Genomic DNA, 18,388 nt, shown 5'->3' on the forward strand with positions numbered 1-18,388 from the left:
AAACTAGGAATATGTTATCTGAGAGGCATATTTTTCTTTTTTTATTATTTCAAATCACTGATAATGAAGTATTGCATAATTTTTCTAATTCTTTTATTTTTGAGAAGCAATAATTAGTTATTTGGAAGGGTTTTATAAATATTCTATTTTACATAATATAAATTATAGTTCAAATTATACATGCTGAATTGACAGACACCAGCTTCATTATTTGTACTTCCTTGTGTTTGCAGATACTATACCCTTTATTCTGAAATCTCATATTCTGAAAAACAAATTACTTTATTTCCAATATGAGATTTATACGAATTCAAATTCATAGTATTGACGGCTTTAAATTTTCTCTTATTTGAGAAATAAAATTTTTAAATTTCAAATAACGGATTTATATGTGTTCAAATAAAAAAGCATCACGTAATATGTGATGCTTCAAATTTCCCATATTTGAAAATTATTTTATTTTTTTTCAATAAACAGATTTTCGGTTAAGTACAATTACTTTAAAGTATTCTTTTCAATATCGCTTAATTATTCGAGGTAAAAATCTTATATTTGACATTTATGATACATACTTAATATGCTGGAAAAGAAAATACATCAGGGTCGAAATATAAAGCGTTTCCGTGAAATGCTGGGTATAAAACAAGAAGTCCTTGCCTATGAATTGGGTGATGACTGGAATCAGAAGAAAATTTCTCTTTTGGAGCAAAAAGAATTGATTGAAAATGATATTTTAGACCAGGTTGCTAAAATTCTTAAAGTGCCTGCGGATGCTATAAAGAATTTTGATGAAGAACAAGCGATAAATATAATCTCAAACACTGCCTCTTTTGATAATTGCCAACAACCAGCTTTTTTTAATAACCAGCCTACCTTCAATCCTTTAGATAAAATGGTCGAGCTTTACGAGCGTATGCTTGAACAGCAAAAGGAAATGATAAACAGATTGGAGAAATTGATTCGGGAGAAATAGTCTTAAGGTTGTTAGCTTTTCTACTCGGATAACTTCGTCAGAATCGCTTCTTTTGGAATCAAATCAAATCCGCCTCTTTTACTCAATTGTATCACGCCGTCATTCACAAATAAAACCGCAGTGGCTGAAGCTCCGTCTCTTGCTTTTAAGGTAATCTGTGCTTTTTCTCCAAGAACATAAACATATCCGGTAATTTCCATAATTCCGGAATTTAGTTTTTCGTCTTTGCTGGTCACTTCAGCGGTTCCGTAAATTTTATTGTTGGACTGTGCTATATTCAAACTTAAAATATATTCTTTACTACAGCTTTTACAATTTTCATTACTCCAGGTTCCGTTAAACTGATTGGTTTGTGAATATGCTGAAAAAGAAATAAATAATACAAACAGGATAATTTTTCTCATTTGAACGAAAACTTTAAAATAATTGAATTTCAAATATAAAAGAAAAAAGCATCACTTTCGTGATGCTTTCTCGTGTTTCAAAAGAAATATTACTTGATTTTTTTCAGGTAAACTGATTTTCCGTTTAGCGAAACATTTATCTCGTTATTTTTTTCAGAGAAAGTTGTTCTTAAAGCATTTCCTTTAAATATTTGAACATCTCCCCAAACTTTTCCGGTTTCATCTGAAACGTATTCAAATAATAATTTTTTATTGTCTGGTTCGATTCCTAATTTATAGCTTGAAAATTTTGAAGTCGTCAAATTGAATTCCTGTTGTGTGTCGATGATTTTACCATCAGCATAAAAATTGGTAACGGACTTGTTTAAGGTAATGTCCGGATAATATTTATTTACCATTTCAAGTAATGCATATTGGTCGGCATTTGCATCCTCAATTTTTGTTGTAATAGATTGTGCAAATGAAATTGTTGTAAAAGTAAGAGCTAATAATAAGGCGAATTTTTTCATAAATTTAAATTTTAAGGTTTAAAGTTTCAAAACATTTTTGAAAACTTACATAATAACCATTTTTTATATTAAAAGTGATTATTATCTCTAACAAGGTACTAAATATTTATCTTTGCACGAAATAAAAAGCAAAGTTTTAAGAAAATGACAACAAAAAAATACATCAAACTTATTCTTATTTTAGGCTCTCTAACGGCACTTGGACCTTTTTCGATCGATATGTATTTGCCTGGTTTTTCAGGTATTGCAAAAGATCTCCATACTACTGTAGCCAAAGTTTCAATAAGTTTATCGAGTTATTTTATTGGAATTTCTGCCGGACAGCTTCTTTACGGACCTTTATTAGATCGTTTTGGGCGTAAAAAACCATTGTTTATAGGTTTGATGATTTATATACTTGCTTCATTGGGATGCGTTTACGTGAGCGATATTGATTCCTTTATCCTTTTACGTTTTATTCAGGCTGTTGGAAGCTGTGCTGCAACAGTAGCTTCTGTAGCCATGGTAAGGGATTTGTTTCCTGTGAAAGATATTCCGAAAGTATTTTCTTTATTGATGCTTGTTCTTGGGCTTTCGCCAATGCTAGCGCCTACAATTGGAGGTTATGTAACGGAAGATTACGGCTGGCATATCGTGTTTTTGATACTGATGTTTATGGGAATTGCTGTTTTAATTGCTTCGCAAATTGGTTTACCCAACAGTTACAAGCCGGATCCTTCAATTTCTTTAAAACCGAAACCAATCATTTCTAACTTTGTCAAGGTGCTTAAGGAGCCGCAGTTTTATACCTACGCTTTTACGGGTTCAATTGCTTTTTCCGGCTTATTTACTTATGTAGCGGCCTCTCCTATAATTTTTATGGATATCTATCATGTCGATGCTAAAACGTACGGCTGGATTTTCGCCTTTATGTCCGTTAGTTTTATTGGTTCAAGTCAGTTGAATTCACTTTTACTCAAGAAATTTTCGAGTGAACAAATGATTTTTGCAGCCTTAATTTTGCAGTCTGTTGTTAGTATTGTTTTTCTTATTCTTTCCCTGAATGGTTTGTTAGGGCTCTATCAAACTATAATAATGCTTTTTTTATTCCTCGGCTGTCTGGGAATTTCAAATCCAAATACTGCCGGGCTCACCATGGCTCCTTTTGCTAAAAATGCCGGAAGTGCTTCCGCTTTAATGGGCGCTATCCAGTTAGGGTTAGGTGCTTTGGCGTCGTTTGCTGTTGGAGTTTTTGTAAAAGATTCCGTAGCGCCAATGGTTTTGATTATGACAACAACTACGATTATTGCTCTTATTGTTTTGAATGTTGGTAAACGTTTTATTAAGGAAAAAATAGAAGTCTCTGAAAATGATGATGTTTTAGCTGGGCATTAAAAGTTAAATTCCAATTTTTAAAAAATTGCTTCGCCTGTTCGCTGGCGCTCGGGTCCAAATTCCAACTCTGTTGACTTGTAATCTCCTTCGTCGAAATGACGCAAAATGACATAAAAAAGCCAGAATTTAATAATTCCGGCTTTTTTATGCTTTCAAATTTCCATAACACGTGTGGAATTTGGAATTTTAAAAAATTGAAAATTCTCCCATTTTTAGCTTCTTTTATCCGGCCTGATAATCATTCTAAGCGACTGATCACTTGCAAAATAGGCTATCATCCAGTTATAAAAAGTGTTTATTCTGTTTCGATATGTTATTAATGAAATCAGGTGGATAAACAACCAGATAATCCAGGCAAAAAATCCTTTGAAATGCCATTTTGGACTTGGTAAATCTACTACCGCTTTGTTTTTTCCTATAATTGCCATTGAACCTTTGTCATTATAAACAAAAGGTTTAAGAGGCTTGTTCTTAATGACTGCTTTAAAGTTTTTAGCTAAATTAAGTCCTTGCTGAATGGCAACTTGTGCTACCTGCGGATGTCCGTCAGGAAATTTTGCATCTCCGGCTAAAATTGCGGTATCACCAATGGCATAAATATTTTCGAGTCCGTTTACTTTATTAAACTGATCCGTTGCCATACGACGGCCACGCCCATAACTTTCTTTTGGAATTCCGTCGAAAATCTTAGCCGAAACTCCTGCAGCCCAAATCAGATTTTTGGTTTTGATGGTTTCGCCATTTTCAAAATGTACGGTATCATCAATATAATCGGTAACACGGCTGTGTAGTTTCACTACAACACCCAGATTGGTAAGTGCTTCAAGGGTATCTTTTTGGGAAGCTTCGCTCATTGGAGCCAATAAGGCATCTCCTCCATCGACTAAATAAACATTACTGGCTGATGTTTCCAGTTCCGGGTATTCCTTCAGCAGAATATTTTTTCGCATTTCAGCAAACATTCCGGAAACTTCCACTCCTGTAGGTCCCCCACCGGCGACAACGATCGTCAATAATTTGCGGCGTTTTCGGATATCTTTGGTTATTGCTGCTTTTTCAAGGTTTTTAAGTAACGTATTTCGCATTTCGATGGCATCATTTAAGGTTTTCATCGGAATTGCGTTTTTCATTACGTTTTCCATTCCAAAATAGCTTGTTTCGGCACCTGTGGCAAAAACAAGATAATCGTAGTCAAGTTCACCGTTGTTAAGGATTATTTTATTTTCAGCGGGAACAACAGAAACTAATTCGCCAAGACGAAATTGAAGGTTCTTTTTACCGGCAAAAAATTTCCTGAACGGATAGCTGATACTTGAAGGTTCTAAAAAAGCAGTTGCAACCTGATATATAAGTGGTGGAAAAAAATTATAATTGTTCTTGTCTACAAGCGTTACTTGTATCTGAGGCTGATTAACAAGTTCTTTCGCGAGATTCAAACCTGCAAAACCACCTCCAATAATGACTATTTTCATATATATTGTTTTACGAATAAGATTATTTTCTTTTAAATCACCTTAAAAGTACAACATAATTTAACAGTTACAAAGTCATTGGAAGTTACTTTTTGAATTTTTTAACAGGTTTTTCCACTATATCGATTTTGTTTTGCAAAACATAATTGGCTAACAATTTCTCGATCAGTTCGTCTTTTGTTAAATGGTGAAAAACAGTTTTTACCTTTGTTTTTAAATCGGCAGAAATCTCCTGATTGGGTTTTGTTTTGAAGATTTGTTTGGCCCATAATAATGTGTTATTTTCTTCTAAACTGACTACGGAAGGTTTTTGAAACTGAGTGAATTTTATTCCCAGTTCTTTTTCGAATTCCGGAATTTCAATGGTTTCTTCCTCTTGCAGGACTGTTAAGGAAAGTCCCTTTGCTCCTGCTCTAGCTGTTCTTCCGCTGCGGTGTACATAATTTTCATACGTATCCGGCAAGTGGTAATTCACGACATACGAAATTTCTTTTACGTCTATTCCTCTGGCAGCCAAATCTGTGGCAACAAGGATATTAATATGTCCTTCACGAAATTGCTCCATGATTCTGTCACGAATTCCCTGTGAAAGACTACCGTGCAGTGCTCCTGAAGAAAAACGGTTTATGGCAAGATTTTTAGCCAGTTTATTGACTGCGGCTTTGGTTTTACAGAAGATAATTCCGCGCTCGCCTTCTTTTGAGTTTAGGAAATGCATTAAAACATCCAGTTTTTCAATGGGATCCACAACGATGTATTCGTGATCAATTCCTTGGTTTCCAACAGTTTCCATATTGGCGCTCACCTGAACTACATTTTTGTCTAAGTAATTCTGAATCAATTGCTTGATAGTTCCCGGCAAAGTAGCGGAGAATAATAAAGTGCGGTGTTTTTTAGGAAGTTCAGCGACGATTTCGTCTAAACTTTCTTTAAGGATGGAAACCATTTCATCGGCTTCGTCTAAAACCAGGTATTGGGTTTGTTTTAAATCGATGGCTTTACGCTGAATCAAATCGATTAAACGTCCCGGAGTCGCAACCACAATATGCGTAGGTTGTGTAAGGCGTTCTATTTGCGGTTTTATTGGAATACCACCACAAGTGGAAGCAATTGAGATATTTGGAATATGTTTTCCAAAATCTTCCAGGTTTCTAAAAATCTGTTGTCCAAGTTCTCTGGTAGGAACCAGAATAATGGCCTGTACAATTGGTGATTCTGTATTGATTAATTGCAGTAAAGGCAATCCGAAAGCAGCTGTTTTACCTGTTCCGGTTTTGGCTAAACCTACTAAGTCATGAGTCTCAGCTAAAAGAAGCGGAATGGTTTTTTGTTGAATTTCTGTTGGTTCAACGATATTCAATTCGCTTAATGCTTTTAAAATGGGTGCTGAAATTCCTAATGCTGAGAATGGTTTAGACATTTTGTGTTTTTGTTATTATTTTTTTGTTTCATGTTTCAGGTTAGCTACAGATTCCAATAACCTGAAACATGAAACCTGAAACTTTTTTAATCTTTTTTGGATCAATCCGGCTCGTTCATGATTTTTTCACGGTATTTTTTACCGATTAGCAGAACCATTTTTAATTTATAATCGTCCACCAGCCATTCGCGGTAATTTTTACTGCACTGGCTCAGGCATTTTGCATAACGTTTAATACGGCATTCGATATCATCATCCAGTTCTTTACCAAGAGATTTAGCTTCCTGTAAAGTTTCAGTGTTATCCACACACATTGATGCATGTTGCTCTAATGACTTGTCTAATACCACTTTAGAACGTAAATTTTGTTTTATGATTAGTTTGTGTTCTTCATCGACATCAAAAGTAACGTCGGCAGTTTTACTGAATTTGGCACGTAATTCCGGAGGCATGCTGTATTTGAAGTACAATTCGATTTCAGTATCATCACGAAGGTTTTCTAAGTAAAATTCAGGTGATTTAAAAATGTGCTGCCAGTTAACCGGCTCGCTCCACAATCCAAAACGTGCGGCATTATTTCCTAAATCAATCACTGTAAACTCGTCTTTACCAGGTAATTTACGAGATCCGCGGCCAATCATCTGGTAGTATAAAGTTAATGATTTCGTCGCTCTGTTTAAGATAATAGTCTCCACAGTAGGTTCATCAAAACCAGTGGTTAAGATTCCAACCGAAGTTAAAATCGCATCGGGAGTTTTCTTGAACCATTGCAAAATATCCTTACGTTCTTCGGCACTGCTGGTGTTATCCAGGTGTCTGATATCGTAACCGGCTTCCCTGAAGGTTTCATATACATATAAGGATGTATGGATACCATTGTTGAAAATCAGCGTTTTTTTACCTAATGAACGTTCTGTATAAGCATGCAAAAGTTTTTCCTGCATGATGGTATTCGTATATAAATCGTCTGATGATTTTACGGTATAATCCCCGTTGATACCTACTTTCAGTGAGGTTAGGCCCACATCATAGCTATAGGTTGTAGCACGCGCCAAAAATCCTTTGTCAATTAATGAGCTAATCGTATCTCCTACGATAAGTTCATCATAACTTTGGTGCATTGGTAATTTTATATTTGAACTCAAAGGTGTTGCTGTTACTCCAAGAATAAAAGCATTTTTGAATGAGTTTAATAATTTACGGAATGAATTGTAATGCGCCTCATCAATAATAACCAAACCGATATTATCCAGATGTAATTTTTCATCATTAATACGGTTTTTTAAAGTTTCTACCATGGCCACGAAACAAGAGAACTCGTTCTGATCCGGTAATTCTTTTACTTTACTATTGATTATTTTATTAGAAACACCAAAACCTTTCAGCATTTTTGAAGTCTGCTTACAAAGTTCGATACGGTGCGTCAATACCACTACTTTTTTGTCATTATTAGCTAAATAACGACGAACGATCTCGGAAAAAATAACTGTTTTTCCTCCACCGGTTGGCAGTTGATATAATAAATGATGTTGAGCTGGAGCATTGTCTAAACGATCAAAAATAGCGTCAATGTCGCCTTTTTGGTATGCATAAAGTTCTTTTTTCTCTTCTCTTTCTATTTCTAAAGTGTTTTGAGACATTGTAAATTTTTGGATTTTTGCAAAAGTACACCTAAAAAACAGTTATTCATCTTATTTTAACCTAAAATAAATGATTCTTTTTAATAAGATTTTTTAAGGGAAGTGTTTTTATTAGGCGATTTTATCTAAAATTGTCTCAAAATCATACCTGTTTTTCCATTTTTGTTGAATTGTTTGTTGTTCGACAGCCAGTATTCTTTCCTTAAATTCATTTAAAATTCCGTTTGAGATGGTGAAATTTACAACCTGTTCGAAAGAATTAAGCATGCTTTTGTAGAACAATTCCTGCTTTATGAAATTTTGAGAAGAAAAGGTCTGGGCAATTTCAAGGTTAAACAACATGACATCGGCAATCACAAATGGATCGACTCCAAGTGAAATAAAGTGTTTGATATATTTTTGTGCCACAGAACGCCGCATTTTTGCTTTGGGACGCCATTTTGCATTGGGCTTTTTAATGGGGAAATATTCATGAGAGATTTTAACTTTGCATTCCTGCAAAAGTTTATCTTCTTTCGGGTTAAAAGCAAAATCATAATAGACTTTTACCGGACTAAATTTTTCATACAATTCGATAATTTGTTCTTCGAGCTGTTCTTTATTTAATTCGGCTAAATATTTTTTTAAATCGCGCTTACTCATTATCAAAGTTTAAGATTACAAAAGTAAATTACTTTTGGCATTCATACTCAAAATGCCGTCGATAATACTTAATTTTGCCTGTATAAACTCAAAAAATAAATACATGCTCAAGATTTTTAAAGTTACAGCAATTTTAGAGGGAATCTCCTATTTAGTTTTATTTGCTAATATGCTTATTATTAAAAACAACAATCCCGAACTTTATCATACTTTATTACGTCCGTTAGGAATGACGCACGGAGTATTATTTATTGGCTATATTGTTTTAGCCTTTTTATTGAAAAAATCTCAAAACTGGGATTTAAAAACTTTTGGAATTATTTTAATTGCTTCCCTTATTCCGTTTGGAACTTTTTATATCGAGAAAAAATATTTAGAGCATAATGCATAAGTTTTTGGATAAAATATTTAACTGTTTGTATCCGGTTTTCAGGGATTGGGGAATGAGCCGTAATTTTGCGTCTTATATCAGCCTGATTTTCAATATTGTTATTTTAGTGGCGCTGGCGTATATTATCTATTATGCAGCCAAATTTGTGCTGGTGACGTTAACGGCTGTTTTTGCACAGCGTACCAAAACCAAATTTGATGATTACCTGATCCAGAATAAAACAACACGATATACGGCGTATTTAATTCCGTTTTTCTTTATTTACAAAGCGGTTCCGGTGATTTTGGACAAATATGAATACTGGGAACTGATCTTTGGAAAAATTGTAGGTGTTTATATCGTTTTGCTTGGATTATGGATTGTTCGTACCATTTTTAATTCTTTACGCGATTATTTAAAACAAAAACCGGAATACAGCGACAAACCTATTGACAGTTTCGTTCAGGTTATCATGATTATCCTTTGGATATTTGGTGTTGCCATCATTATTTCGAAATTGTTCGGTATCAAGCAAGGAGAACTCCTGACTATTTTAGGGACTCTTTCCGCGATTATAATCTTAATTTTCAGGGATACTATTCTTGGATTTGTATCCAGTGTTCAGGTAGCTATAAATGATATGGTCCGAATTGGAGACTGGATTACGATGGATAAATTCGGCGCGGACGGAGATGTGATCGAAATCAACCTTACGACAGTAAAAGTCCGAAATTTTGACAATACGATTACTACCATTCCAACCTATGCTTTGAGTTCCGATTCTTTCCAGAACTGGCGAGGTATGCAAAAATCGGACGGCCGTCGTATTAAGAGGCATATTTTGATAAAAAGCAGCAGCATTCGTTTTTTAAATAACGAAGATCTGAACCTGATGAAAAAAGTGCAGCTAATCAGTTCTTACATTGAAACCAGACAGGCTGAAATTGAAAAATACAACGATTTAAGAGGAGTTGATAAATCATTGGCTCTGAATGGCCGAAATATGACCAATCTGGGCTTGTTTCGAAAATATATCATGCAGTATTTGGTGACACATCCCGGATTGAATAAGGATATGCATATCATGTGCCGTCAGTTACAATCTACAGCACATGGAGTTCCTTTGGAAATTTATGCTTTTTCAAGTGATAAACGCTGGGCAAATTACGAATACATCATGGCTGATATTTTTGATCATGTAATGGCTTCAGTGATCTATTTTGATCTGGATATATTTGAACTGCCATCTCAAATTGGCCGATTGGATTGATTTTTTTTTACCATATAAATCATTTGAGTTCATTTAAGCTTTGCTTTAAACTGGCTGTATGGTTTGTTTCTTCGTTTTAATTGACAGATTGGAATATTTTTTTTACCATATAAGTAATTTGAGTTCATTTAAGCTTTGCTTTAAACTGGCTGTATGGTTTGTTTCTTACTTTTAATTGACAGATTGGAATATTTTTTTTACCATATAAGTAATTTAAGTGCATTTAAGCTTTGCTTTAAACTGGCTGTATTGTTTGTTTCTTAGTTTTAATTGACAGATTGGAATATTTTTTTACCATATAAGTAATTTAAGTGCAGATCAAATAACGCTTACATGAACTTAAATCACTTATATGGTTTAATTTTTATTTTTCTTCAGTTTTGATTTCTTCGAAGATAAAGGCTGAATTATGATATTCTATGGGAACGTCCGGAACAAAACACGGAAGATTGAAATAGGTTCCCACCACCCCTTTTCCCAAAAATAATTTGTTATCTTTTTTCAGGAGCGCTAAAGGCACTCTCTTCCAGCTTCCTCCAAAAGTCAGATAGTGGTAATCTCCGCGCAAAGTATCTCCTTTTATGTCCCCGCGTATATCTCCGGAGTCCTTCCCTACTCCATAATGCGAAATTTCATATCGGCCAAAGAATCGTTTATCGTTCATGTTGATTTCCAGAACGGCAGTGTCTTTTTTATTTACGGCACGATATAGAGTCTTTTGGTACTTTTCTTTTCCTTCTCTGGAATTACAGGAAAATATAAGAATGAAAAGCACAAATGAAAGGATGATTTTAGGAACTTTTGGCATGTTCTGATTTTTAAAACAATTTACGCTTTAAACAGCATTGAAGATTTACTTATAGACGGTCTTTTACAAATTCGATCTGCGTTTTTCCGTGTGCTAGCGGTTTGCCGCTTTCATCTAAATTGACCATTGTAGCGTTGTCAATTGTGATAATGATTTCGCGGGTCATCATGTTTCTTACAGCACATTTGAGCACCAGGGAAGTGTTGCCGAATTTTACAACATCAATTCCGATTTCAACAATGTCTCCTTGTCTGGCGGAACTTTTGAAATTAATCTCAGACATGTATTTGGTCACCACTTTTTGATTCTGTAACTGAATAATACTGTACAATGCCAGTTCTTCGTCAATCCAGGACAATAAATGTCCGCCAAATAAAGTTCCGTTTGGATTTAAGTCCTGAGGCTTAACCCACTTTCTGGTATGAAATCGCATATTTTTATTTTATATAAAACAAAAATAGGTTTTTACTATCGGATTTTTTCTTTAATTTTAAAGAAAAAACATGACAGACAGAGACACTTTTTTAAAAGAATTCAGAGGCGAAACTTTAGGAACTGTAAGTGCTCAGTCTTCAGCAGATGAGTTGTTCCAGAATCAGACCATCAGGCCTATTTTAAAACTGCAGAACGATTTGTTTATTGCGGTTTTTGCCAACTACGTAAATAAAAACAAAGCCGATTTCTATTCCTACACGGTCGAAAAGAAGCTTCAGACGATTGAAAATTCTATTCAGAAAGATATTAAGTTCAGAAATTCACTTAAAGGAATCGTGATGGCACTTTTTACTATTGAAGAATATGAAACTTACATTCAAAATTCGTCAAGCTTAAATAAACGAATGATGAACTTGCTTATCGAACGTTTGAAAAGCCAGGTGCAGCTGTTTGAAGTACAGGCGGGGTAGTTTTTTTGTTTCAGGTTTCAAGTTTCAGGTTTCAAGTTTCAACTGAGACTGAGACTGAGACTGAATACTTAAAAAAAAGAGGCTTTTTCCACTACCGGAAAAAGCCTCTTTTTTTGAATTACTCTTTAGATAACATCAATTCCTTAATGTATTTTACCGGAGCGCTTCCAAAACTCAGGAATTTTTCATGAAATTTTTTCAGGTTAAATTTATCTCCTTCTTGTTTTTTAAGTTCTTCTCTTAAATTATAAATCTCCGTATATCCTGTAAAATAAGAACATAATTGGACTTGTGATAATGTGACGCGCTTCCACTTCCCTTCTGCTTCGGCTTGTTGCTGAAAAGCTTCTCTGGTAAGCAATATCATAGCTTCTTCCTTAGACATATTTTTTGTGTGCACACTAATGTCTAAAATGGTGTTACAAGTAGTTCTTAGATTCCACTTATAATACATCAGCCACATTTCATCTGAATTCTTGTAACCGCTTTCCAGCATCATTTTTTCGGCATAAACCGCCCATCCTTCTACCATTGCACCATTTCCTAAAATTGATTTTATAATACTTGGCGATTGATTGCTATAGACTAATTGGGTGTAATGTCCCGGAATTGCTTCGTGTATGTTTAAGATCTGAAGAATATAATTGTTATATTCACGTAAATAGCTCTCAGAATTCTCTGCTGTCCAGCCCGACATGCTTCCTACGTTATAATAGGTGTTCGCATTTTTGTCATAAGGTCCCGGTGCAGAGATCGATGCTCCTGCTACTCCCGCCATGTATGCAGGCTCTTTTCGCACTACAAGTGGTTTTGACGGATCGATGTACAATAAATCTTTTGCTTTTACATAAGCGGTCAGTTCCGGAATTTGTTTTTCAATTTCTGACTGGAACTTTTCAGGAGTGGTATGCTGCAATGAAATTTTATCAATGACCTGTTTGATTAAATCTAATTTATCAGCTGGTTTGGGTGCTGTTCCTTTGTATTTAGTCCAAAGTTTGTCAGCAAGCACAAACATCTTGTCATGCAGGTCTTTTTTATGGTCAACCGCTATTTTATAGATCTGATCTGCATTATAGCCAGACTGAATGTCCAAATCAAATTTCTCAGCATACAATTCGGTTCCTAATCTGAAAGAACGAGGTGTTTTGTTAGGTAATTTTTTCAGCCAGTCTACATAATCTGCAATTGCTTTGACAGAAACTTTGGCTTTGTCCAATATTTCTTTTTTCTCGGCAGCAGTTAATTTACTTTTGTCCAAAGCAGTGGTCAGTTCACCTTCAAAAACAGACGATCCGCCTAAATTTTGTGCTATGGCAAGTTCCGTGTGCTCTAAAGTTGGGTTTTTGATATTCTTTTTTGCAGCTTCATAGTAGGCAGGAATTCCGTTCATCTTCGTATTAAAAGTTTTCAAACGAATTTCCAGAGAATCATAGCTTCCGTTCAGGATTTCCGCAAAAGAACCACAGACATTATATTCAGAAGGATTCCACTCGGAAGATTTCATTTTTTTCGTACTGAAAATAATAGCATCCATTTGATTCTTTATCATGTAGAAATCCGTTTTATTCTTATCTGATAAATCGTCAATGTCATATTGTTTCAACGAATCTAATTGCGCAGCAACAAAATCCAGTTGCTTTTTTTCGTCTTTACTATCCGGAATGACCAAAACACTGTCCAGTTTATGATAGCCTACGCTCGACGCCCAGCCCGGGTATACTTCCCATAATGCGCTAACAAATCCATCTTTATAGTGATCGAATTTTTTATCTACAGAAGCATCAGCAGTACTTTTTGCACTTTTATTACAGGAAACCAGTATTGTTATAGCACAAAGTGGAATAAGCAGTTTTTTCATAATTTATTATTTAGTAATACTAAGAGGTTTTAAGGTGCTGTAAAATAAGCTTAATATTGTAATAATTCCAATAAAACTTCTTCAAAACGATTTTTAGGTAAAAACTGATCTTCAAGTGCTTTTGTGAAAGGAATAGGAGAATCAAGACTTGCCACTCTTTTTACCGGAGCATCGAGGTATTCAAAACATTCTTCCATAATCAAAGCTGAAATATCACTTGCAATTCCGCCAAACAAAGTATCTTCCTGATAAATAATTACTTTTCCTGTCTTTTTAACAGATGCAAAAATCGCTTCAGTGTCCAATGGCTGCAAAGTTCTTAAATCAATCAGGTCGGCTTCTATTTCAGGGTTTTGAGCCAACGTCTGCAAAGCCCAGTGTACCGGAGCTCCAAAAGCAATAATCGTAACGGCATTTCCTTCCTTCAATAACGCTGCTTTTCCTAAAGGGATTGTATAATAATCTTCGGGAACATCCTGATAAACGCTGCGGTACAATTGTTTATGTTCAAAAAACAAAACCGGATTCGGGTCATTAATCGAAGTATTTAATAAACCTTTGGCATCATAAGGAAAAGCCGGATAGACTACTTTTAATCCCGGAGTTTTAGTAAACCACGCTTCATTGGTCTGTGAATGGAAAGGTCCCGCCTGAGTTCCGCCACCACAAGGCATACGAACCACTACATCGGCATTTTCTCCCCAGCGGTAATGCGATTTTGCCAGTAAATTGACAATTGGATTGAAACCTGTTGAAACAAAATCGGCAAACTGCATTTCTACAATTGCCTTATAACCATTAATGGATAAGCCCATTCCGGCCGAAACGACGGCACTTTCGCAAATAGGTGTATTACGTATGCGGCCTTTTCCGTAGAGTTCTACAAAACCATCTGTAATTTTAAATGCCCCGCCATATTCGGCAATATCCTGCCCCATAATAACGAGGTTTTTATGACGCTGCATGGATTGATTTAAACCATTGCGAATGGCGTCAATAAAGCGAATATTTTCAGATGAAGATGATGGGTTAACTTCCTCATGTTGATACGGTTTATAAACATCATCTAATTCTCCACTGTAGGTAGGAACAATTTCAGGTTCTGCATTGGCAATGGCCAGATTTTCGTCTATTTCCTGTTTGATTTCGCTGTGCAAAGCTTCGTCAAATTCGGCTGTCAGAATCCCGGCTTCTGTTAAATAGGTCCTGTAATTGGCCACAGGATCTTTCGCTGCCCATTCGTCCATTAATTCCTGAGGAACATATTTCGTACCACTCGCCTCTTCATGGCCGCGCATTCTGAAGGTTTTAAATTCCAATAAAACCGGATGCGGGTTTTCAATCATTTCAGCCTTAAGCTGCATCAGTTTATTGTAGACTTCAACAATATTATTACCGTCGATAATATAACTTTCAATACCATAACCAATGCCTTTGTCGGCGAGATTTTCGCAAAGGTATTGTTCATTGGTTGGTGTCGAAAGACCGTAACCATTGTTTTCAATGATAAACATTACCGGCAATTTCCAGACAGCGGCAATATTCAGGGCTTCGTGAAAGTCCCCTTCGCTTGTAGCGCCTTCACCGGTAAAAACGGCGGTTACTTTTTTGTTGTCCTTAAGTTTGTCGGCAAGTGCAATTCCGTCTGCGATCCCCAATTGCGGACCTAGATGTGAAATCATACCAATAATATTGTATTCCTGTGTTCCGAAGTGAAAACTACGATCTCTTCCTTTGGTAAAACCGTTTGCTTTTCCCTGCCATTGCGAGAATAATCGGTACAACGGAATATTTCTTGTCGTGAAAACACCGAGATTACGGTGCATCGGCAATACATATTCTGATTCGTCCAAAGCAGCGGTAACTCCTACTGCTATGGCTTCCTGCCCTATTCCGGAAAACCATTTGGATACTTTACCCTGACGGATCAGGATGAGCATTTTCTCTTCTATTAATCTGGGTTTTAGTATTTTTTTATATAAATCTAAAAGTTGCGAATCGGTTAAGTTTTGTCTGTAAAAGATCATTTTCAGGTTGTTTTTTTATAGTCTTCAAATATATAAAAATATAACAATTTTAACAGTATTTGTTAAATAATTAAATTTTTTAAAGTTTATTGTTAGCAGAAATAAAAATAGAAAAATTAATAACTGCCGGATTCTTTTTCTTTATAAAAGTGCATTTTTATTCTTAATCACAGGATTGGTATTCAAATGTAGTGTTTAGAAAGCAAAATAAGGGGCATGTAGATATTCGGAATCAACTAACAAATGAATTTTATCTAAAAATTTAAAATTCAAATATAAAATATTATCTACCTTTGTTATTGAAAGACTTTTCTATGTCTTTTATCTTTAAATAAAAAATGTAAAGTATGCAAAACATTCCTAGTGTAGACTTACGTGATTTCCTTTCGGGCGACCCGGAACGTAAACAAAAATTTGTAAATGAAATCGGCAGTGCATTTGAAAACATTGGCTTCGTAGCCCTAAAAGGTCATTTTCTTGATGATCAGCTGGTAGACGAACTTTATGGTGAAATAAGAAAATTTTTCGCCTTGCCAGTAGAAACCAAGCATAATTATGAAATTCCCGGAATTGGTGGTCAGAGAGGTTATGTTTCTTTTGGAAAAGAACATGCCAAAGGGCGAAAAGAGGGAGATTTAAAAGAATTCTGGCATTTTGGTCAATACGTTGATAAAGATTCCAAATACGCTTCAGAATATCCGGATAATGTAGAAGTTAAAGAATTACCACGTTTTAACGCAGTGGGTAAAGAAGCCTACCAAATGCTTGAAAAAACAGGCATTTATGTATTACGAGCGCTGGCTTTACATTTAGGTTTGGATGAATTTTATTTTGACCAGTACGCGAAAGAAGGAAATTCTATTTTAAGACCAATTCACTACCCTCCTATCACTTCTGAGCCAGAAAATGCCATTCGTGCTGCGGCTCACGGAGATATCAACCTGATCACACTTTTAATGGGTGCTCAGGGTAAAGGATTACAAGTTCAGAATCACGATGGCGAATGGATTGATGCTATCGCGCAGGATGATGAATTAGTGATCAATGTTGGGGATATGTTGTCAAGACATACCAATAACAAATTAAAATCGACGATTCACCAGGTAGTAAATCCGCCAAGGGAATTATGGGGAACTTCACGTTATTCTATTCCGTTTTTTATGCATCCTGTAAGCGATATGCGCCTGGATTGCCTGGAAAATTGTATTGATGCTGAAAATCCCAAGAAATTTGAAGACATTACGGCAGGAGACTACTTATACGAACGTTTAGTCGATTTAGGTTTGATCAAAAAATAAAAAACTTAAATGAATTCCAATATTAAAATTCCAAATTCCAAGATTCCATTGGAATTTGGAATTTAATTTTTAAAAACCTTAATAGTTGAAATTTATTTTTTTACAATAAAAGCTTTATGGATTTACAAGATCAGTTAAAAAATTTGTTTCCCGATCATATTGAATCCACTGAACCTGAAGAAGTTCAGCAGGAAGATCACGTGCTTTATGTTCAGAAAGAGCCCATGATCTGCAAATTCGAAAAAAGAAAAGGAAAAGCAACCACCATAATCGAAGGCTACGAAGGCAGTGATGAGGACTTTAAAATTTTAGCGAAAGAAATCAAAACGAAACTAAGCGTCGGCGGCACCTTCAAGGATGATTCCATTATCATTCAGGGGGATTACCGCGATAAAATTATGGCCATTTTAAAAGAAAAAGGATTTAAAACCAAAAGAGTTGGAGGATAGGAGATTTCTGATTTTAGAGTTTAGATTTATAGATTTAAAATTTCAGAAAAAAACTCAGCACCTTAGTACCTCACAACCTTAGCACCTCAAAAGAAATGATACAAGCATCAGAATTAATATTAAACCCTGACGGAAGTGTTTATCACTTAAACCTTCTTCCGGAGCACATAGCCAACGATATAATTTTTGTCGGAGATCAGAACAGAGTAGAAAAAATCACTCAGTTTTTTGATTCCATCGAATTTTCAACGCAAAAAAGAGAATTCAAAACCCAAACCGGGATTTACAAAGGAAAACGCATTTCGGTAATGTCAACCGGAATCGGACCGGACAACATTGATATTGTTATAAACGAATTAGATGCTTTAGTCAATATCGACCTGAAAACGCGTCAGCCAAAAGAAAACCTGACTTCCCTGAATATTATCAGAATCGGAACTTCGGGATCTTTGCAGGAAAACATTCCGGTAGACAGTTTTGTACTATCAAAATTCGGGTTAGGATTAGACAATATGCTTCGCTCCTACTTAATTGATGAAGTTTCGAATGCGGCTATCGAAGACGCTTTTATTGCACATACTAACTGGGACATCCGAAAAGGAAGACCTTACGCGATTGCCTGTTCGGAGGAACTGGAAAAAATTATCGAATCCGATAAGATTTTCAAAGGAATTACCGCAACAGCAGGAGGATTCTACGGTCCGCAGGGGCGTGTGTTACGTTTGAATATCCAGGATGAGGAACTGAATGCTAAAATGGATAATTTTACGTTCAATGACAGCCAAATCACAAATCTGGAAATGGAAACCGCGGCTATTTATGGTCTTTCAGCACTTTTGGGGCATAAGGCATTATCATTAAATGCCATTATAGCCAACCGTGCCTCCGGAACTTTTAGTGAGGATCCCTATAAAGCTGTAGATAAGCTGATTACTTATACGTTAAATAAATTGGCGGGAAATTAAT

18 protein-coding genes are annotated in these 18,388 nt (G+C 35.5%); 8 read left to right on the top strand and 10 right to left on the bottom strand.

What is annotated here, in order from left to right; all coding sequences use genetic code 11:
- Positions 1–577 precede the first annotated feature (577 nt).
- On the top strand, positions 578–973 hold the full coding sequence (locus tag LPB89_RS08140; RefSeq protein ID WP_230701263.1) for a helix-turn-helix transcriptional regulator: 396 nt from the start codon (positions 578–580) through the stop codon (positions 971–973).
- 20 nt (positions 974–993) lie between these two features.
- Here the strand turns inward: LPB89_RS08140 and LPB89_RS08145 are convergent, their stop codons facing one another.
- Positions 994–1,377 carry a hypothetical protein gene (locus LPB89_RS08145; RefSeq protein ID WP_230701264.1) on the bottom strand — a complete coding sequence of 128 codons (384 nt, stop codon included), beginning with the start codon at positions 1,375–1,377 and terminating at the stop codon, positions 994–996.
- A gap of 89 nt (positions 1,378–1,466) precedes the next feature.
- Entirely contained in the window at positions 1,467–1,886 is a 420-nt protein-coding gene (locus LPB89_RS08150; RefSeq protein ID WP_127339938.1) for a hypothetical protein, read from the bottom strand.
- A gap of 144 nt (positions 1,887–2,030) precedes the next feature.
- Here LPB89_RS08150 and LPB89_RS08155 point away from each other — a divergent pair, with 144 nt between their 5' ends.
- The gene (locus LPB89_RS08155) at positions 2,031–3,260 is read left to right on the top strand and encodes a multidrug effflux MFS transporter (protein WP_230701265.1); all 1,230 of its coding nucleotides are present in this window, start codon (positions 2,031–2,033) and stop codon (positions 3,258–3,260) included.
- A 212-nt stretch (positions 3,261–3,472) separates the two neighbouring features.
- On the opposite strand, the gene LPB89_RS08160 is transcribed toward LPB89_RS08155, so the two are convergent.
- The 4 genes from LPB89_RS08160 to LPB89_RS08175 form a co-directional block, all read right to left on the bottom strand.
- Positions 3,473–4,732: an NAD(P)/FAD-dependent oxidoreductase gene (locus tag LPB89_RS08160; protein ID WP_230701266.1), complete on the bottom strand. Its 1,260-nt coding sequence runs from the start codon at positions 4,730–4,732 to the stop codon at positions 3,473–3,475.
- 85 nt (positions 4,733–4,817) lie between these two features.
- Entirely contained in the window at positions 4,818–6,152 is a 1,335-nt protein-coding gene (locus LPB89_RS08165; protein WP_230701267.1) for a DEAD/DEAH box helicase, read from the bottom strand.
- A 101-nt stretch (positions 6,153–6,253) separates the two neighbouring features.
- Positions 6,254–7,792 (bottom strand): DEAD/DEAH box helicase, encoded by a 1,539-nt coding sequence (locus tag LPB89_RS08170; RefSeq protein ID WP_230701268.1) that lies wholly within the window; start codon positions 7,790–7,792, stop codon positions 6,254–6,256.
- A 111-nt stretch (positions 7,793–7,903) separates the two neighbouring features.
- Positions 7,904–8,434, bottom strand: a complete 531-nt coding sequence (locus LPB89_RS08175; protein WP_230701269.1) for a DUF6155 family protein — start codon at positions 8,432–8,434, stop codon at positions 7,904–7,906.
- A 103-nt stretch (positions 8,435–8,537) separates the two neighbouring features.
- Between LPB89_RS08175 and LPB89_RS08180 the strand changes: the two genes are divergently transcribed.
- Together LPB89_RS08180 and LPB89_RS08185 are read left to right on the top strand one after the other, a co-directional pair.
- Complete coding sequence (locus tag LPB89_RS08180; protein ID WP_230701270.1) at positions 8,538–8,825, top strand: DUF3817 domain-containing protein; 288 nt, start codon at positions 8,538–8,540, stop codon at positions 8,823–8,825.
- A complete protein-coding gene (locus tag LPB89_RS08185) occupies positions 8,818–10,074 on the top strand; it encodes a mechanosensitive ion channel family protein (RefSeq protein WP_230701271.1) in 1,257 nt (418 codons plus the stop codon). The genes LPB89_RS08180 and LPB89_RS08185 overlap by 8 nt, the downstream gene beginning before the upstream one ends.
- 364 nt (positions 10,075–10,438) lie before the next feature.
- Here LPB89_RS08185 and LPB89_RS08190 read toward each other — a convergent pair whose 3' ends face one another.
- On the bottom strand, positions 10,439–10,882 hold the full coding sequence (locus LPB89_RS08190) for a hypothetical protein (RefSeq protein WP_230701272.1): 444 nt from the start codon (positions 10,880–10,882) through the stop codon (positions 10,439–10,441).
- Positions 10,883–10,931: 49 nt separating this feature from the next.
- Complete coding sequence (locus LPB89_RS08195; RefSeq protein ID WP_127339929.1) at positions 10,932–11,315, bottom strand: acyl-CoA thioesterase; 384 nt, start codon at positions 11,313–11,315, stop codon at positions 10,932–10,934.
- 70 nt (positions 11,316–11,385) lie between these two features.
- Between LPB89_RS08195 and LPB89_RS08200 the strand changes: the two genes are divergently transcribed.
- Positions 11,386–11,787 carry a glyoxalase gene (locus tag LPB89_RS08200; protein WP_230701273.1) on the top strand — a complete coding sequence of 134 codons (402 nt, stop codon included), beginning with the start codon at positions 11,386–11,388 and terminating at the stop codon, positions 11,785–11,787.
- Between the two features lie 118 nt (positions 11,788–11,905).
- Here the strand turns inward: LPB89_RS08200 and LPB89_RS08205 are convergent, their stop codons facing one another.
- Positions 11,906–13,648: a DUF885 domain-containing protein gene (locus LPB89_RS08205; RefSeq protein WP_230701274.1), complete on the bottom strand. Its 1,743-nt coding sequence runs from the start codon at positions 13,646–13,648 to the stop codon at positions 11,906–11,908.
- Positions 13,649–13,698: 50 nt separating this feature from the next.
- Complete coding sequence (locus LPB89_RS08210; protein ID WP_230701275.1) at positions 13,699–15,675, bottom strand: thiamine pyrophosphate-dependent enzyme; 1,977 nt, start codon at positions 15,673–15,675, stop codon at positions 13,699–13,701.
- A gap of 347 nt (positions 15,676–16,022) precedes the next feature.
- Here LPB89_RS08210 and LPB89_RS08215 point away from each other — a divergent pair, with 347 nt between their 5' ends.
- The 3 genes from LPB89_RS08215 to LPB89_RS08225 all read left to right on the top strand — a co-directional run bounded on the left by LPB89_RS08215 (position 16,023) and on the right by LPB89_RS08225 (position 18,387).
- Positions 16,023–16,973, top strand: a complete 951-nt coding sequence (locus tag LPB89_RS08215; RefSeq protein WP_230701276.1) for an isopenicillin N synthase family oxygenase — start codon at positions 16,023–16,025, stop codon at positions 16,971–16,973.
- 116 nt (positions 16,974–17,089) lie between these two features.
- On the top strand, positions 17,090–17,422 hold the full coding sequence (locus tag LPB89_RS08220) for a translation initiation factor (protein ID WP_127339924.1): 333 nt from the start codon (positions 17,090–17,092) through the stop codon (positions 17,420–17,422).
- A 95-nt stretch (positions 17,423–17,517) separates the two neighbouring features.
- The gene (locus tag LPB89_RS08225; protein WP_230701277.1) at positions 17,518–18,387 is read left to right on the top strand and encodes a nucleoside phosphorylase; all 870 of its coding nucleotides are present in this window, start codon (positions 17,518–17,520) and stop codon (positions 18,385–18,387) included.
- Position 18,388 lies beyond the last annotated feature (1 nt).

The sequence above is a fragment of the Flavobacterium sp. ENC genome, from assembly GCF_020991415.1.
In the GTDB taxonomy this organism is placed as follows: Bacteria; Bacteroidota; Bacteroidia; order Flavobacteriales; family Flavobacteriaceae; genus Flavobacterium.

Bases quoted from the DNA above. Each gene is read 5' to 3' on its own strand.
- LPB89_RS08140 (WP_230701263.1), top strand. From the start codon at position 578: ATGCTGGAAAAGAAAATACATCAGGGTCGAAATATAAAGCGTTTCCGT.
- LPB89_RS08145 (WP_230701264.1), bottom strand. From the start codon at position 1,377: ATGAGAAAAATTATCCTGTTTGTATTATTTATTTCTTTTTCAGCATAT.
- LPB89_RS08150 (WP_127339938.1), bottom strand. From the start codon at position 1,886: ATGAAAAAATTCGCCTTATTATTAGCTCTTACTTTTACAACAATTTCA.
- LPB89_RS08155 (WP_230701265.1), top strand. From the start codon at position 2,031: ATGACAACAAAAAAATACATCAAACTTATTCTTATTTTAGGCTCTCTA.
- LPB89_RS08160 (WP_230701266.1), bottom strand. From the start codon at position 4,732: ATGAAAATAGTCATTATTGGAGGTGGTTTTGCAGGTTTGAATCTCGCG.
- LPB89_RS08165 (WP_230701267.1), bottom strand. From the start codon at position 6,152: ATGTCTAAACCATTCTCAGCATTAGGAATTTCAGCACCCATTTTAAAA.
- LPB89_RS08170 (WP_230701268.1), bottom strand. From the start codon at position 7,792: ATGTCTCAAAACACTTTAGAAATAGAAAGAGAAGAGAAAAAAGAACTT.
- LPB89_RS08175 (WP_230701269.1), bottom strand. From the start codon at position 8,434: ATGAGTAAGCGCGATTTAAAAAAATATTTAGCCGAATTAAATAAAGAA.
- LPB89_RS08180 (WP_230701270.1), top strand. From the start codon at position 8,538: ATGCTCAAGATTTTTAAAGTTACAGCAATTTTAGAGGGAATCTCCTAT.
- LPB89_RS08185 (WP_230701271.1), top strand. From the start codon at position 8,818: ATGCATAAGTTTTTGGATAAAATATTTAACTGTTTGTATCCGGTTTTC.
- LPB89_RS08190 (WP_230701272.1), bottom strand. From the start codon at position 10,882: ATGCCAAAAGTTCCTAAAATCATCCTTTCATTTGTGCTTTTCATTCTT.
- LPB89_RS08195 (WP_127339929.1), bottom strand. From the start codon at position 11,315: ATGCGATTTCATACCAGAAAGTGGGTTAAGCCTCAGGACTTAAATCCA.
- LPB89_RS08200 (WP_230701273.1), top strand. From the start codon at position 11,386: ATGACAGACAGAGACACTTTTTTAAAAGAATTCAGAGGCGAAACTTTA.
- LPB89_RS08205 (WP_230701274.1), bottom strand. From the start codon at position 13,648: ATGAAAAAACTGCTTATTCCACTTTGTGCTATAACAATACTGGTTTCC.
- LPB89_RS08210 (WP_230701275.1), bottom strand. From the start codon at position 15,675: ATGATCTTTTACAGACAAAACTTAACCGATTCGCAACTTTTAGATTTA.
- LPB89_RS08215 (WP_230701276.1), top strand. From the start codon at position 16,023: ATGCAAAACATTCCTAGTGTAGACTTACGTGATTTCCTTTCGGGCGAC.
- LPB89_RS08220 (WP_127339924.1), top strand. From the start codon at position 17,090: ATGGATTTACAAGATCAGTTAAAAAATTTGTTTCCCGATCATATTGAA.
- LPB89_RS08225 (WP_230701277.1), top strand. From the start codon at position 17,518: ATGATACAAGCATCAGAATTAATATTAAACCCTGACGGAAGTGTTTAT.